The 14,862-nt window shown below is 67.4% G+C and carries 14 protein-coding genes and 2 pseudogenes; 5 read left to right on the forward strand and 11 right to left on the reverse strand.

What is annotated here, in order from left to right:
• Nucleotides 1-54: 54 nt before the first annotated feature.
• Complete coding sequence (locus ACH492_RS27960) at nucleotides 55-534, reverse strand: hypothetical protein (RefSeq protein WP_398990433.1); 480 nt, start codon at nucleotides 532-534, stop codon at nucleotides 55-57.
• Between the two features lie 90 nt (nucleotides 535-624).
• A pseudogene (locus tag ACH492_RS27965) lies at nucleotides 625-914 on the reverse strand (IS5/IS1182 family transposase); the annotation flags it as partial.
• Nucleotides 915-1,039: 125 nt separating this feature from the next.
• Here ACH492_RS27965 and ACH492_RS27970 point away from each other — a divergent pair.
• The gene (locus ACH492_RS27970) at nucleotides 1,040-2,530 is read left to right on the forward strand and encodes an oxidoreductase (protein WP_398990434.1); all 1,491 of its coding nucleotides are present in this window, start codon (nucleotides 1,040-1,042) and stop codon (nucleotides 2,528-2,530) included.
• A gap of 449 nt (nucleotides 2,531-2,979) precedes the next feature.
• On the opposite strand, the gene ACH492_RS27975 is transcribed toward ACH492_RS27970, so the two are convergent.
• The gene (locus tag ACH492_RS27975; RefSeq protein ID WP_398990435.1) at nucleotides 2,980-3,687 is read right to left on the reverse strand and encodes an FG-GAP repeat domain-containing protein; all 708 of its coding nucleotides are present in this window, start codon (nucleotides 3,685-3,687) and stop codon (nucleotides 2,980-2,982) included.
• Nucleotides 3,688-3,972: 285 nt separating this feature from the next.
• On the opposite strand from ACH492_RS27975, the gene ACH492_RS27980 reads away from it, so the two are divergent.
• On the forward strand, nucleotides 3,973-4,386 hold the full coding sequence (locus ACH492_RS27980; RefSeq protein ID WP_215180532.1) for a hypothetical protein: 414 nt from the start codon (nucleotides 3,973-3,975) through the stop codon (nucleotides 4,384-4,386).
• On the opposite strand, the gene ACH492_RS27985 is transcribed toward ACH492_RS27980, so the two are convergent.
• From ACH492_RS27985 to ACH492_RS27995, 3 genes are all read right to left on the reverse strand, one after another.
• Nucleotides 4,339-4,932, reverse strand: a complete 594-nt coding sequence (locus ACH492_RS27985) for a transposase (protein WP_398990436.1) — start codon at nucleotides 4,930-4,932, stop codon at nucleotides 4,339-4,341. The two genes, ACH492_RS27980 and ACH492_RS27985, sit on opposite strands and share 48 nt — an antisense overlap.
• Nucleotides 4,929-5,468: a winged helix-turn-helix domain-containing protein gene (locus tag ACH492_RS27990; protein WP_398990437.1), complete on the reverse strand. Its 540-nt coding sequence runs from the start codon at nucleotides 5,466-5,468 to the stop codon at nucleotides 4,929-4,931. The genes ACH492_RS27985 and ACH492_RS27990 overlap by 4 nt, the downstream gene beginning before the upstream one ends.
• Nucleotides 5,469-6,204: 736 nt before the next feature.
• Nucleotides 6,205-7,122, reverse strand: coding sequence for a LysR family transcriptional regulator (locus tag ACH492_RS27995; RefSeq protein WP_398990438.1), 918 nt, complete (start codon nucleotides 7,120-7,122; stop codon nucleotides 6,205-6,207).
• A gap of 285 nt (nucleotides 7,123-7,407) precedes the next feature.
• Here ACH492_RS27995 and ACH492_RS28000 point away from each other — a divergent pair.
• Both ACH492_RS28000 and ACH492_RS28005 read left to right on the forward strand, forming a co-directional pair.
• Nucleotides 7,408-7,940, forward strand: a pseudogene (locus tag ACH492_RS28000) (TSUP family transporter).
• Between the two features lie 27 nt (nucleotides 7,941-7,967).
• On the forward strand, nucleotides 7,968-8,546 hold the full coding sequence (locus ACH492_RS28005) for a DUF6817 domain-containing protein (RefSeq protein ID WP_398990439.1): 579 nt from the start codon (nucleotides 7,968-7,970) through the stop codon (nucleotides 8,544-8,546).
• A 49-nt stretch (nucleotides 8,547-8,595) separates the two neighbouring features.
• Here the strand turns inward: ACH492_RS28005 and ACH492_RS28010 are convergent, their stop codons facing one another.
• From ACH492_RS28010 to ACH492_RS28020, 3 genes are all read right to left on the reverse strand, one after another.
• Nucleotides 8,596-9,042: a DUF6010 family protein gene (locus ACH492_RS28010; protein WP_398990440.1), complete on the reverse strand. Its 447-nt coding sequence runs from the start codon at nucleotides 9,040-9,042 to the stop codon at nucleotides 8,596-8,598.
• A 259-nt stretch (nucleotides 9,043-9,301) separates the two neighbouring features.
• On the reverse strand, nucleotides 9,302-9,427 hold the full coding sequence (locus ACH492_RS28015) for a hypothetical protein (protein WP_398990441.1): 126 nt from the start codon (nucleotides 9,425-9,427) through the stop codon (nucleotides 9,302-9,304).
• Nucleotides 9,428-11,351: 1,924 nt separating this feature from the next.
• Entirely contained in the window at nucleotides 11,352-12,563 is a 1,212-nt protein-coding gene (locus tag ACH492_RS28020) for an MFS transporter (RefSeq protein ID WP_398990508.1), read from the reverse strand.
• Between the two features lie 54 nt (nucleotides 12,564-12,617).
• On the opposite strand from ACH492_RS28020, the gene ACH492_RS28025 reads away from it, so the two are divergent.
• On the forward strand, nucleotides 12,618-13,361 hold the full coding sequence (locus ACH492_RS28025; RefSeq protein ID WP_398990442.1) for an AraC family transcriptional regulator: 744 nt from the start codon (nucleotides 12,618-12,620) through the stop codon (nucleotides 13,359-13,361).
• Between the two features lie 228 nt (nucleotides 13,362-13,589).
• On the opposite strand, the gene ACH492_RS28030 is transcribed toward ACH492_RS28025, so the two are convergent.
• Together ACH492_RS28030 and ACH492_RS28035 are read right to left on the reverse strand one after the other, a co-directional pair.
• Complete coding sequence (locus tag ACH492_RS28030; protein WP_398990443.1) at nucleotides 13,590-14,228, reverse strand: hypothetical protein; 639 nt, start codon at nucleotides 14,226-14,228, stop codon at nucleotides 13,590-13,592.
• A gap of 5 nt (nucleotides 14,229-14,233) precedes the next feature.
• Complete coding sequence (locus ACH492_RS28035) at nucleotides 14,234-14,683, reverse strand: hypothetical protein (protein ID WP_398990444.1); 450 nt, start codon at nucleotides 14,681-14,683, stop codon at nucleotides 14,234-14,236.
• Nucleotides 14,684-14,862 lie beyond the last annotated feature (179 nt).

Raw genomic sequence — 14,862 nt, forward strand, 5'->3', positions numbered from 1 at the left:
GGTGGGAAATGCTGGCGAGTTTGGGCAGCACCCCGGCATGCCGGCGTCGTTGCCTTACCCGCCAATTCCGAAGGGCAGCCCCTTATGATCATTGCCCAGTGAACGTCGTATGACGTTGACCAGCGTCACCTGCGCTTGGGCGGGTGCTTGCCTGGCCTGTTCGAACTCCTCCGGACTTAGCGGGTCGCGTAGCGGGGTGCGTTCGCCTCGCTCCACCTGGTCCAGGAAGGAGTTGATGGCGCGGCCGAAGTTGTCGATTTCCGTCGCAACTTCCCTGGGGGCGACCAGGCTTACGCGTATCAAGGCCGCGCTCCACTCGCCCCAGTCGTAGTCCCAGCCGCGCCGGTCACCATGCGCTCGCCTGAGTTCCATCGTGAACTTGGCGTAGTGGCTGAACAGCTCCTGGTAGGCGGCAAGCTGCTGATCACGTGTCCACTGACGATCTTGAGCACGGCGTGTGACGATACCGCCGACCAGCACACCCGCTGTGGCGGAAAGTGCACCAGCGGCCGTTGTCACCAGCGTGTCCAGCATCAAACCCCCTGAGGCCCCGACGTACCAACCTTCGGTGGGACGAACATACTGATCATCAGTCCTCGGCGACAATGATCAGTCTTACAACGGCTACCACAATGAGTTGATCTGCCGGTGGGTGATCAGAGAGCAGGCGAGCTGTAGGAAGGCTTCGTGGATGTCGGCTCGCCGTTCCCAGCGGATGCGAGGCGTTTGAAACCGTGAAGCCAGGCGGTCCGCTCAACCACCCATCGGTAGATGCCCAGTCCCGTGCCGTGCCGGGTTCCGCGGCGGGCGATGGCTGGCACAATCCCGCGTTGACGGACGCGGTAGACGTCGTGGTCATAGCCAAGGTCGGCGAAGAGCGAGTCGGGCCTGCGGCGGGGATGGCCGACCCGGCCCATCGGACACGATCCACGGTGATGTCCCCACTACGCGAAGAATGCTCAACTCGCCCTACGGTCACGCCCATCAGCACTGATTCATTTCATTGGGTCAACCGCCGGCTGATCACTAGTGTGCGCTCGTGCTGACATACGACGAGCTGACGCCGACGGAACGTGAGTTGTGGGACGCCTTCCCCGAGGGACGCTGGGTGGACCTGCGTACCGGCATCTCCGCTGAGGACGATCCGACCGGGGGCGACGGTTGGGGAACGGATCGTTCAGTGCGGGCCACCGTGGTGACCGGGCTATTGCTAAGGGGCAATGACCGTTCCACGCATGCGGTTGCCGCGCTGCGGCTCGCAGGGGCGCGGATCACTGGACGCATCGACCTTGAGGGGGCAGAGGTCCTGAGCCCTCTATGCCTCGACGGTTGCTGGCTCGAAGAGCAGGTCCGGCTCTCCGGGGCATCGACCCGGATGATCCGGATGACTGGTACTCGGGTGCCGGGTATCGACGCCCGGTCGGCCCGGATCGACGGACAGTTCGATCTCCGTCGCGCGCTGGTCGAGAACGGCAGGGTCACTGTCGTCAACGCTCGGATAACCGGCGAGTTCGACCTCTGCGGCGCGAGTCTGCGGCCACCGGAGAACTCGGAGGCCTTGAACGTCAGCGACGCCATCGTCGAAGGCGCCCTCCTGTGCAGGGACGGGTTCGTCGCGCGCGGGCAAACCGTGCTCCTGGGCGCTGAACTGCGCACCGGCATTCTCATGGAAGGCGCGCGGCTGGAGAGTCCTGACGGCAGCGCCTCCGTGCTCGCGGACCGTGCGACCTTCGGGTGTCTGCTCGCCACCGGAATCGTCGCGGACGGCACGGTACGCCTGCGAGGCGTTCAGGTCGGGGACCTGATGACGTTCGAGGGCGCCACCCTTGCCGATCCCGACGTGGCCCTGGATTGCACACGCCTCCAAGCCGGTGACCTCGACATCCGGTTCGGCGTGCTGCCTTCTGGAGCACTGGATCTGCGGGACGCTCGTGTCGGGGTTCTGCATGACACCGAGTTCAGCTGGCCGCAGGAGATACGGCTGGACGGCTTCACGTACAACGCCATCGACACCACGGACGGCGCCGTCTGGGACACCGTGGCCGGCCGGATCACCTGGATCCGCCGCTCCCGGGGCTACGCCCCGCAACCGTACGAGCAACTCGCGGGCTGGTATCGCCAGGTCGGCCATGACGCCGACGCGCGCCGGGTCCTGCTGGCCAAGCAACGCCACCGACGGCGCACCCTGCACCCGGCCGCACGGGCGTGGGGGTACCTGCTGGATGCCACGGTGGGTTACGGCTATCGCCCGTGGCTGGCGGGGCTGTGGCTGACGGCACTGATCGCGCTCGGTTCGGCGGTGTTCAGTACGCACTCACCGGCCGCGACGAAGCCGGGAGAGGGGCAACCGTTCAATCCGGTCGCCTACACCCTTGACTTGTTGATTCCCATCGGCGGCCTGGGCCAGCGGGAGGCGTGGCACTGGACAACCCCCGGCACACAGTGGCTGGCGTATGTACTGATCGCCGCAGGCTGGATGCTCACCACGGCCGTCGTCGCAGGCGTGACCCGAACACTGAACAAGAACTAGCAGGCGGACCAGGGGCCCCGTCCACCGATAACCCTTCTGTGCCTCGAAGGCTTCTTAACCTACTTGGGGCGGCACGCGTCATTGCGTTAGGAGTTCTAGTCATGGGCAAGTTGTACGTCCTGCGCCGCAGCGACGACATGAAGGGGTGTCCCCAGGGCACCCGGGGAGCGACGAACGCTGCCGGCCAGGCGCAGCCTCGGCCCGTCCCGTGACAACGTCCTTCGGCTGGCTTGCCACGCCGGTCACGCCACCCACCTGACCCGTAACACCTCCCGGCAGGCCGCGCACGTCACCTAATGGGCGTCAGCCCTGGCATGCGCGCTGGTCGAAGCCGACCGAAGCAGGCCCGGGACAACCGAGCACATTGCGGCTCCGCCCGGCGTCACGATGAGCTGGACCGGCCCCGCCGCCGACCGCAGTTCATGCCCACCCGCTGTGGGGGCCTGCACTCAACTGCCCTGTCGGTTAGGGCAGTCTGGGAGGAATTCGCTCAGGCCGGAGCGGGGCATGTTTCGCGGAGTGGGGTCGCCTGTGTAGTCGTCGACGGTGTACCTGTCGCGCACCCGGTTCGTTGCGTCGGCGATCCCGTCGCTCTGGCTACCGAGGCGCGCCTCCGTCTCGTAGACGCCGTCGCCGGCGTAGGTGAAGACAGCCAGGTCGGGATAGCGGTCGTGGTTGTAGTCGGCGACGGCGATGCCGCGCGTCTCACCAAGGTCGAGGTCGCGGGTGCGCTGGCCGCCGCCCGCAGCTGAGAACGGCCCCCACCGAACCTGGGCGACGCGCGGGTCGATCGGATCATCGCCGCGCCACTTTCCAGTGGCCACCACCACAAGGTCGGTCCACCCGTCTTGGTCGAAATCTGAGACAGCGGCCAGGACATCGTGCTGATCTTTCCCGGCGCTGCCGACCAGTTGCCTGGCCCCCACTGGTGTGCCGTAACCGGAGTCTTTGCCGAAGGCGATGGTCAGCCGCTTTCCGACACGTGACGGATCGGAGACGCGATCGGCGTGGCCATCGCCGTCCACGTCCACGACGAGATCGTTCGATGGCGTCAGACAGGGCTCGATCGAGGGCTTTCCGGTGGGGCGCGGGGGTGCGGGCGGGTCGCTGGCGCACGCGGAGATCGGCAGCAATGCCACTCCCATGGCCGCCGCCATGGTCCCCCGCGTGATCCGGATCCGGACACGCGGGTGCGTGTGGGTCTTCATACGGGTTCAGACGCCGGTGGGACACGAACAGTTGCGTGCACGCTGGCTACTCAACTTGATTGGGTGATGTCGGGTGGCGTGGGCCCTCGGTCACCTGCGCCGGTGGCCGCCGACCCACATGGGCCGACCCTCGGTGTGCATACTGTGACCGGCAGAGGGGCCGTCGTCCGACCAAACGGCGATGGGCGGGGCCGACAGGCCACGGGTCGGGCCGGACGATCAAGGAGACCAGCGATGGATGTCAAGGAAAGCTTGCGCCGCTACGGGCTTCGCCCCGTCGGCGCGGATCTCGACGAGGTCCGCGCACTCCTCAGAGAGCACACGGCGCGTGAGCGACGCGCCCAGGGCGAGGGCGACACCGAGCTGATGAGGCTCTGCTGCTTCCAGCTGTTCAACAGCGGCGACGTCGACGACGTGCTCCTGGTCTGGAGTGCGAAGCAAGCCAGCTTCGACGCAGCGTGCTCGATCGACATCGAATTCCTGCTTGGGCACGGGCTCGACGCGACGAAGGCCCACCTCTCAGCCAACCGTGCACCTGCTGCGGCGGCGGCGCTGGATCGACTGCGCGAGCTCGAGGCGGACGGTGAATTCGAGAGCTTCTCAGTGGAGGAGCGCTCCGCCTCCTACGACCGGTACTACGGCGACTGACGATTCTGCAGCGCAGCGCCGCTCAGTCGTGATGAGGCCGGTGCCCGCAAGGCAGCTGTCGACGAAGTCCGGGCGGTACTGGATCTGCTTGAGCCTGCGCTTCACGGCCCTGGTGATCTGGCCCAGGTCGGCTGCGGCGAGGTTGCCGATGTCGCGCTTGACCAGCGACCAGATGCCCTCCTGCGGGTTCAGGTCCGGCGCGTAGGTGGGCAGCTGGAACACGGTGAGCCAGGCGGCATTCGCGGCGATGAACTCCCGCATCCCGGCGGTCAGGTGGAGGCGGACGTTGTCCCAGACCAGCACGATCGGTCCGCCGAGTTGGATGCGGGCACGCACCAAGAGGTCGCGGAGGTCCCGCCAGCCGAAGCCCTTCGGCTCGCCCTTGCGCACTCGGTACTCGCGGATGGCATAGATCAGCCGGGACCGCTCGCCCGGCTTGTAGCAGGTCATACCCGCCATCGACACCCGTCCGGAGCCCCGGCCGCGAACCCGGACGACTGGGGTCCGGCCGATCCGCCCCCAGGTTCGAGAGCGCGGCGGCGTCATCGACTGGCCGGCCTCATCCTCGAAGACGATCCAGCCGTTACACGCCGCCGCACAGCTCTTACCCGCGGCCAGACCTCCTTCTTCCACAGCTCAACCGCCGCATCGTCGCGCTCGATCGCCCGGCGGGTGGGCTGCTGCCACGACCAGCCGTGCCGCTTCAGCAGCCGCCACGTGCCTTCCACCGTGTACGAAACGTGGAACAGCCGACCGATCAGCGTCTTGACTCGCGCCAGCGTCCACCGCTGATCGGCCCAGCCGTGGACGAGCGGTCCACGCTCCAACTCCCGCGCCAGTCTCGCAATCTGAACGGGGCTGAGCCTGGGGCGTCCCGGCGATCCCTTCGACAGGATCCCGGCCTCGCCTCGCTCGCGCCAAGCCCGGCGCCACCGCTCCACCGACCGCTCGCTCACCCGCAGCGCGGCAGCGATCTCCCGGTTCTTCTCCCCGCCCTCGAAGCGTTCCACGGCCTGCAGCCGGATCCGCTCCCGCGCGGCCCTCTCGGCGTCGGTCAGCCCGCCGCCCTGCGCGTACCTCACAGCCCCACAGCTACCGCAGCCGACAGGCCGGCGTCAGGCAAACATCCCCGACATCACCCAATCAGGTTCAGTAGCACACCGGGGTTCACCGCGATCACTGGTACCCGGTGTCACCGCACCGCCCGTGAGGGAACCTCCGCTTCAGTGACAACTACTCACAGAACACGATCGTTGCGGAGGCGCCATCACGGAGTCCTATTTCCAGGCAGGCGGCACCACCTGGGCCGGCCAGCGAGCGGATTACACGGACGTCCGATACATAGATTTCGAGTTTTGGCCGCGTCTGTCCCATCTCAAATGATCTGGTCCATGGTTATGGCTGTGACCTGCGGCGACCGGATGATTTGAGACGCTGGACTGGCGGATTTCTCAATTGATCTGGTCCGGCGAGTGCGGATACGGGCCGCCGTCTCAGACGATGTGGTCCGGATCCGTCGCTTTGGACTGATACCCGAGACGGTCGGACTCGGGGTTTCTGGCGGTGGTACTGACAGCTGCAGGCCGGGCCGGGCTTCGCGGCGGCTTCGGTTGGCGCACAAGGTGCCTTAATGATCGAGGTACCAGAGGCGTTCGCGCGGAGCACCATTGAGGGCGAAGGAGAGCCGGACTCACCGACACGGCCCCGATGTCGTCAGAGCCTGAAGTCGGGCAGGTAGCTCGTAGATCGAGTGGAGGGCTTCAGCGTCCCTGGGGAGAGCGAGGCGCGCTCTTCCCAGAGGTCTCGGCGTTTGGGGTATTACCTGGGGGGGGGTCGCGTTGCCGGGAACGTTGCGTCGCAGTGCTGCTCCACCGTGTCCGCGAAGGTACGCGCTAGCGGGGAGAGCGCGTTCCAGCGGCGGACGGCCCAGCCGGTCCACAGGGCGGGTAGTTCGGGGACGGGGATGAGGCGCAGGTCGGGGTGGGCGGGGCCGTGCCAGGCGGGCAGGTCGGGGACGATCGCGTGGCCCAGGCCGAGTTCCGCCAGGAGGATCGCGGTGTCCCAGTCTGCGACGCTCGTGTCCGAGCGCGGCGCGATCCCCGCCTCGGTGAGCCAGGCGTCCAGACGGGACCGGGAGATTGCGTTCTCGGGTAGGGCGATCATTCGGATGTCGGCCAACTCGGCCAGGTTGAGGCGGGACTTGGAGGCCAGGGGGTCGTCCGCGGCGACGGCGAGGACCCAGGGCAGTTCGACCACGGGGCGCTGCTCGATGCCGCGCACTGGTTCGTCGAGAGTGATCCACGCGAGGTCGAGTCCGCCGGCGAGGAGTGCGTCGAAGCAGCTGCGGCTGGAGTGAGTGGTCTCGAACTCCAGGCTCACCTTGGGATGTTGGCGACGGAAGGCGACCACGGCCTCGGACATGAAGTGGCGCACGGTGGTGGCGCCGGTGGTGACGCGGACCGAACCGCCTTCGCCGTGCACCAGGTCGCGCAGGCGGCGCAGGGCGTGGTCGATGTCACCGAGTCCTCCGGCAGCGGCGGTGTGCAGGAGCTGTCCGGCCGGGGTGGGTATGACGCCGCGCGGGTGGCGCTCCAGGAGGGCGACGCCCGTTTCCCGCTCCAGGCGCTTGATGTGCTGGCTGACGGCGGACTGGGTGCAGGACAGGTCGCGGGCGACGGCGCTGAGGCTGCCGGTGCGGCAGACGGCGACGAAGACGCGCAGGTCGTCGAGAGTCATGAGGGGTGAAGTTACAGCTTTGGGGAGGGTAAGGAAACCCGAGGATTGACTTGGCACTTGGTTGGACGGGACGATCTTGCCGGGCCCAGGGCGGCAACCCGGCCGAGCTCAGCGCGTCGCTCCGGACGGTGTGCTGGGCGTGCGCCGGGTGCCGACCCTCCCCGTACGCCAAGCCCACCTCCTACATGCGGATCCCTCGCGCCCCGGCGCTGGACCGTGCCCGGAAGGCGACCCGTGCAAGCTCTCGAAACAGCCGCCATCGCGGCAGGCGGCATCAATACCGTCGTGGGCTCCGGCACCCTGATCACCTTCCCCACGCTGCTCGCCTTCGGCTGGCCGCGCGTCCTGGCCAGCGTCTCGAACACCATCGGCCTCGTGCCGGGCGTCCTCGGCGCCGCCTGCGGCTACCACCGAGAACTCAAGGGGCAGCGGCCGCGGCTGCTCAGACTCGGTGGCGCGGCACTCATCGGCGGACTCGCTGGCGCGCTGCTCCTCCTGACACTGCCAGGCGGCACGTCAAGGCCGCGGTGCCCGTGCTCATCCTGTTCGCCTGCGCTCTGGTTCTGCTGCAGCCCCGCCTCACCGGGTGGCTGCAGCAGCGCAGCGGATACGGGAGCAAGGACGGGGGCGTGCCGGTGTGGGGCGGAGTGCTGGGGACAGCGGTCTACGGCGGCTACTTCGGCGCGGCCCAAGGCGTCCTGCTTATGGCCTTGTTCGGCACGCTCCTGCCCGATGACCTGCGGCGCCTGAACGCCGCCACGACCGTCCTCGCCGCACTAGCCAACGGCGTCGCGGCGGCCGTCGCCTTGGCCATATGACGATCGAGCGGCTGAAGGAGCCCTTCCATGACCCCGACCAGCGATCCGAGCCACGCGGCACGCCGCCTTCTGCACGAGCTGGGAGCAGAAGAGCTCGACCACCCCGGAGGAACCCTGTTGGCCCACCTCGACCGGGTACGGCACAGACTCGCCCGTTGGAGCGCCCGCCCCGCGCTGCAGCTCGCCGGCCTGTGCCACGCGTTCTACGGCACCGGCGGGTTCGCCCCCGTCCTGTTGCTGCCTCGTCAGCGCGCAGTCCTGCAGGACGTCACCGGTGCGGAGGCCGAGTCCATCGTGTACCTCTACGCGAGTTGTGACCGGCAAGCGACGTACGCAACGATCACCGACCACTCGATGCGCTTCCACGATCGATTCACCAGCCGCACCCGCACACCCACCTTGCAGGAGAAGAAGGACTTCGCTGAACTCACCGCGGCCAACGAACTGGACATCGCACACGTCGACAGCGCTTTCCGCGAGCGGCGGGGCGGCGACCTGTTGGATCTGTTCACCAGACTCCGCCCCTTGCTGAGCACTGCCGCCTGGCAGGACTGCGAGTCCGTGCTGGGTGGTGCTCCGCGGTCGACCGCTGGGGAGCAGGTATGAGCAAGAGCTACCGCCTCGGGGCGACAGCTGTGGCGGCTGTGCATGCCGCCTAGTCATTTTCCGACGTCGTGACCAGGCGTCGCGGCCCGAGGGTCGACCAGCAGCGGGAGATCCGCGATCGGAGGAAATCCGTGACCGAGGGACCACCTGTGAAGCACCACGCGGCGATCACGGGGTCGCAGATCGCGCAACCGAAGGAGGAGTGCTCCACGAACGGGACAATCGGGTTTCCCTGCAGGTGGTGCAGCAGGTCCCAACCGGTGTGCAGCAGCCACGCAATGCCGATGAACGTCCACGACTCCAGGCCACGGTACGCGCAGTAGGCGATGACGGTCGTGATAACAAGTTCCCAGGGGCCGAAGCCCCCACCACTGATGTACGCGGCCCCGGCCCCGGCCACCATGACCGCATTAAAGCGGCGCCGGTGCGGCGCGCGGATGAGGGACATGAGGCATACGTACAGAACGCCGATCAATATCGGCGCGACGACGGTCATGGTCGGGATTTGCCCTTCTCTGGGAAGCCACTTGGCCCGGCGGCGAAGTAATTTCCGCGATGACGCTAATAGGCAGTCTTCCCCCGCAGAAGTGGCTGGAGTGACATTCACCAACGGGATTTCGCCAGACGCCGAGGGTTGCGCAAGAAAAGGTGGGATCGCACACAGTGCGGTCGCTGCTCTGGTAGGGCCCGGCGGGGCCCGTGAACCCAGGTGCCCGGGCGGAGAGCGTGGCGGCCCACGCCCGGGCACCTGGCGTCTACCGGACCCGCTCGTAGCCGTCGTCGTCCGCGTCCCAGCCGTCCTCGCGGGGCACCGCCTGCGGGGCGCCCGCCCGGGCACCCTCGGCATAGGGCCGTGACAGGTCCCGGCAGATGACCTCCACGTCGACGATCTCAAGGCGGAGATGTTTCTCGGCCGCCCGCGCCGACCTCGCAGACCGTGGGCGACAACAGGGCCTCGATCAGGGCCAATTCGCCGTCGGCGTCCCTGCCTGATGCCCCCACCCCTGGAGTTCCACCGCGTCCCGCACGATGGGCACTCCGCAGAGTCCCGGACGTCCCGCAGGGCCGCCACCATCGCCCACACCCGGCGGGCCTGATGCCACTGCCCTGGAACGACGCACCGCCGATCAGAACCGGACCCTCGGGCCGGCGTCTGGCCGAAGCCGTTCAGCACAGGCCGGGCAGTACCGGGCAAACACCTGGCCATCACCATCGTCCATATCGCCGGGCTAGGCCTCGCGAGAGGTCACTTCAGCGATTTCGGAAGCAGGCACTTGTGGATGTGCCGCTGTGTCAGGCAATCGCATCGGCCACCTCCCGGTGATCGTGCCAACAACCGCCGCCCCGCTTCGGAGTCGGTCCGGCAGCAACGGCCCTGTCCGTTCGCCCAGTGCATCGGTCACTGGCACACCCGTAGTGCTCGGCGCAGGACTGCTCGTGGGCGGCGGGGTGCTGATACTGCCGGTGGGACTTGGGGAGGGGGTCGTCGGCGGCGAGGCCGAGTGGCTGGGGCGGACACTGGAGGGGCGGGGCGTCGGCTTGACCGTCACGGGTGGACTGGTGGAGGCCGCGGGAGTTTGCGAAGCCGGTGATTGCCTGTCAGTGGCCCTCGCGCGAGGGCGCCGAGTCGCACTACTGCCCCGGTCGCTCCCTCTGCCCGGGTGCGTGGCCGCACGTTCCGGCGAACGTGAGGCCCCAGGTGAGTCGGTGACGGTGACATGTGGCTCATCGGGAGATGCCTGTTCCGGGCTCGGCGCCGCCTGTGGGGGGCCGGCCGCGGAGTGCTGGGACAGCAGCGATGCAGCGGCGATGCCGCCGAGCACGGCGAAGGTGGCCGCGGCGAGGGCCCGACCGCCCTTCTTCGGTCGCGACGGACGGCGGCGCCGGGCTGCGGGCGCATCGGCTGGGGGAGTGGGGGACCAGGAAGCGTCGGGGAACTCGAAGAACCCCGGTCCCTCGATGACGAGGGCATCCGGCACCGCCGGGTGGGCTGCCGCAGCACTGCCGCTCCGGTCGCTGGCTGTTGCCATGTCGGAGTCGTATGAACCGCACTCTGGGCACGTCACGGCGCCGTTGAGGGCGCGGCGGCAGGGGAAGCAATAGTCCATGGCTTGCCCCGCTCAGTGCGTGATGCGCTGGAAGGAACCGTGGTCGGGGGACCAGGCTGGGCAGCAGCCAACGGCCGGAAGGCGCTGCTCGGTGTCTTGCGGAAGGATCTTTGGCATGTGCGAACCTCACTCATTCACCGGTCTTCAGGCGTGGCACCGGTTACCGAGGTCAACGGGCCGGAGAGAGCCAGTGCTCAATCCATGGCTCAAACGTGGCGTACGCAACTCCCGTTGGGGTTGTCGCTGGTCACACGAGCGCCCCGCTTCGCTGAGCCTATTGGCCGTGAACCGGCTGATCGCCGCCGGCTCGCTGATTGCGCTGGAGCCCTCCCAGCTCAGCGCTTTGCGTTGGCGGGTGGCTCAGGAGTCGATTGGTTCATCGTCCCAGCTCACTTTCGCGTTTCCTCCCTCCCGCCTCATCCCAACCGAAACGGCGGGGGGCTGGGCGTGCCGGGGTCCGGTGAATGCCGCGAGCTCACCCTTGTAGAGGACCACCAGCGCGTCACAGGTGCACCGGCAGTACTCGACTTCGCCTGCGGACGTCGGGTGGCTGGACAGCAGCTGCCACGAAGGCTGTCGCTGAGCGGCCAGGCAGCCCCAGTCCTTCAGGGGGCAAGTGTCCTGCGACGACGTGCTCGACGAGCCGTTCAAGTCCTGGGCCCGCTGGGGCCGTCCGGCCGCCGGACGTGGAGGTTGGTCAGCGGTGATCGCGCCCGGGAGAGAGTTCGGCATTCGTGTCGTCTCCGGTCTGCTGCGCCGCCGCCGTGGGCTTCGGCGCGGTGGGTTCGGGCAGTGTGCGGAACAACAGCCAGCTCAGGGCGGGCATCAGGATCAGTGGTGTCAGGGCGGTACGCAGGGAGGTTGCGTCGGCGACGCTGCCGATGAGAGGGCTGACCAGGCCGACGATGCTGACGGTCAGCCCGAGGGTGATCCCGCTGGCGGTGCCGACGCGCGTGGGCAGGTAGTCCTGGCCGAGGGTGACCTGCAGTGAGAAGGGGACGTACAGGCCGGCGGAGGTCAGCGCCACGAACACGTAGATCGCAGGGCCGGGTATGAACACGATTCCCGCGACTGCGGCGACCGTGACGAGGTACGACCAGCGGGCGACAGTGACCCGGTCCCAGCGGTTGGCCAGGCTGCCGCCCAGCACAGAGCCCACCGCGCCGCCGAGATAGAGCACGAACAGCGCCGCAGTGCCCGCTGCCGTACTGCCTCCCGGACGCTGCTGGGTGTAGAGCGAGATGAACGTGCTCAGGCCGATGAAGACGATGGACCTGCAGACCACGGCCAGCGACAGCCTCACGAACGAGGCCTTGTCGTCGGCGCCCGTCGCAACTGCGGTGCCGGAGCCGCCGCGTACTGTCTTCTCCAGTGCGCGCAGGACGGGCAGGCACAGCACGCTGCCGGCGAGGGCGGGCACCACAAGCAGCGGTGACAGGTGCAGACCGCCGGAGGTGACGACGGCGGTGACCATGAGCGGCGCGGCGGCGAAGCCGAGGTTGCCACCGAGGGAGAACCAGCCCATCGCGGTGTGGCTGCCATCGCTGACGAGCCGCGCGACGCGGGCGGACTCGGGATGGTAGGCGGCGACCCCAACACCGGACACCGCCACGAACGCCAGCGTCGAAGCGTAGGAACCACTCAGGCCGCTCAGGGCGATACCCAGTCCGCCGAGGATCGTACTCACTGGCAGGAGCCAGTGCATCGCCCAGCGGTCGGTGAGCGCGCCGAACACCGGTTGTGCCACCGAGGACAGCAGAGACGCGGCGAGCACGATGCCCGAGACCGCGGCGTAGCTGTAGGCGCGCTCGGCGACGAAGAACGGGACGAGCGACGCGACCGCGCCTTGGTAGATGTCCACGCAGGCATGGCCGACCGACAGCATGGTGATCGATTTATTCCTTGGCACATCGCCATGGTCATCGCTGAGCAACATGTCGCGCTTCCGATAAACTGCCAATCAATGACGGAAATCCGCCACGAGCCCGTAGCGCCGACTCGCACCCAGTGGCTGGCGACCGGAGCCGCCATAGACGCCCACCGCCACGACGACCACCAGATCGTCTACGCAGGCCGGGGAGTGCTGGCCGTGACGACCAGCACGGGCTCGTGGATCGCGCCGGGTACTCGCGCCATCTGGGTACCGGCCGGCACCGTGCATGCCCACCAGGCCCACGGCGAACTCGAACTGCACCTGGTCGGCCTGCCCGCGAGTGACAACCCGCTCGGCCTGGACGAGCCGACCGTGCTGACAGTCGGCCCCCTCCTCCGTGAACTGATCCTCGTCTACACGCACACCCCGCACGACGACGGCCCCGAACGCGGGCGGTTGCGGGCCGTGTTGCTTGACCAGCTGCGGGCATCAGCCCAGCAGCCCCTGCACCTGCCCACCCCAACCACCCCTCAGCTGAGGGCAGTGTGCGAGATCCTGCGCACGAATCCGGCCGACAATCACACCCTGGCCGCACTGGGCAGGGAGGTCGGCGCCAGCGACCGCACCCTCTCCCGCCTCTTCAAGGCGGATCTCGGCATGACCTTCCCGCAATGGCGCACCCAACTGCGCCTGCACCACGCCTTGGTCCTGCTTGCCGAGAACATGCCGGTGACCACCGTGGCACACATGTGCGGTTGGTCGTCCGCCAGCGCGTTCATCGACGTCTTCCGCCGTACCTTCGGACACACTCCAGGAACACATCAGCCCCGCTAGCGGACCCGGTGACTGTCACATCGATCCCGCCAGGCGCACCCACGCCGGCAGTCGGTGGCCGAACAGATTCTGTTTCGCCAGATGCAGAAGTTTCCTAACCTCGCCGTTTCGGTTGGTGTGGTGAGCATCGCTGAGGGGCAACTACTGGGGGGCCGACACACAGCATCGTTGGCAGGTGTCCATGCCGTACGCCAGACGTCATCGAGGTCGGCACCCCTTTGAGTTCGATCACCAGTCGGTGAGGTCCACCACGACGGAGCAGTGTGGATCAGCGCGGTCCTCGTTCATCCGCCCCCTCTCTGTGATCAAGGAGGGCAGGGCTGCGAGCAGGGCGGTGATGGCGCCGGACGGTCGCACGTCGGCGGCGATTACGCCGGGGGCCTCCTCGGTATCGAGGTAGAGGCGCAGCCGGTCCTGTTCCAGGAAGAGGAATCCGCGCAGGCGTGGGTCTGGCTCCTCTTCGGTGAAGGGATGCACGATGCTGCGCAGGATGGTCAGGGCGTTGTCGTCCCGCGTGGGGGCATCCACATCCACGGTCGCGGGGTCCACGTGGACGAGAGTCATGCCCATCACGCTGCTGACGCTGTCGCTGGGGTAGATCCGTGTGCCGGTGTGCAGCGTGCGGAGGATGCTGGTGACGTCCTCTGCGGTGACCAGGTCGTCGTTTGTGCGCAGGGGGATCTCGTAGGCAGTCAACACCTCCGGCGTATGGGCGGTATTGGCACCGGTGGCGACGCGGATGGCTGCGGCGGGCGGCGGCACGGGAAGGATGCCCCGGATGTAATGAGTGTCGATGAGGGGTGCGTGCACGTGGTGGAGCAGCAGGCGGGTGATGTCCGCCTGCTGCTCCGCGATCTCTTCATGCATGAGTATCACTGGTTGACCCAATTGGGGCACTTATTCCTGGGCACGTTCGCGCAGTAGGCGGTGATGACACCGATCTTGTTGCCCCTGCCTGCGTCGTACCGCCCGTCGGAAGTCTTGCGCGCGTACTGAACTATGACGACGATCTTCACCTGGCGGCCGCCGTTGATGGCGTAGCCCCAGTATTCCAGGCGAGCGCCCTGCTGCTTGTCGGGCTTGCCGTTGAGAGGGCCGTTGACGACCTTGCATTTCTTGATGTTGTGCTTTCCGGAGAAGTGGTTCCAGCCAAGTTCAGGATTTCCGACGCGTGTGGGTATGACCCTGTCATCCCAGTCTTTCTGTTTGCACTTCACGCTTTTGTTCCAGTAGGGCGCGGCTGCGTGCGCGGGAGTGGCGGGACCGACGAGAAGGGATGCTGCCCCGATGGTTGCGGCGGCTAGCAATGCGGTCTTCGTCATGACCAGACCATGACATGCATGGTGACTGCTTGTCCCATTGGTTTTACTTCGGCTGATAACTTCCGGCCATCGACGCCGGCCCAAGGTGGGCATAGAGACTGCGAGTTCGTGGGATACAGATGAACGATGTGTGCGCTCGAAGGGGCCATGAGGATAACTACGAGGCCCGCCAAGTACAG

Origin of the sequence: Streptomyces sp. NPDC019443, assembly GCF_044389785.1 — a bacterium.
In the GTDB taxonomy this organism is placed as follows: domain Bacteria; phylum Actinomycetota; class Actinomycetes; order Streptomycetales; family Streptomycetaceae; genus Streptomyces.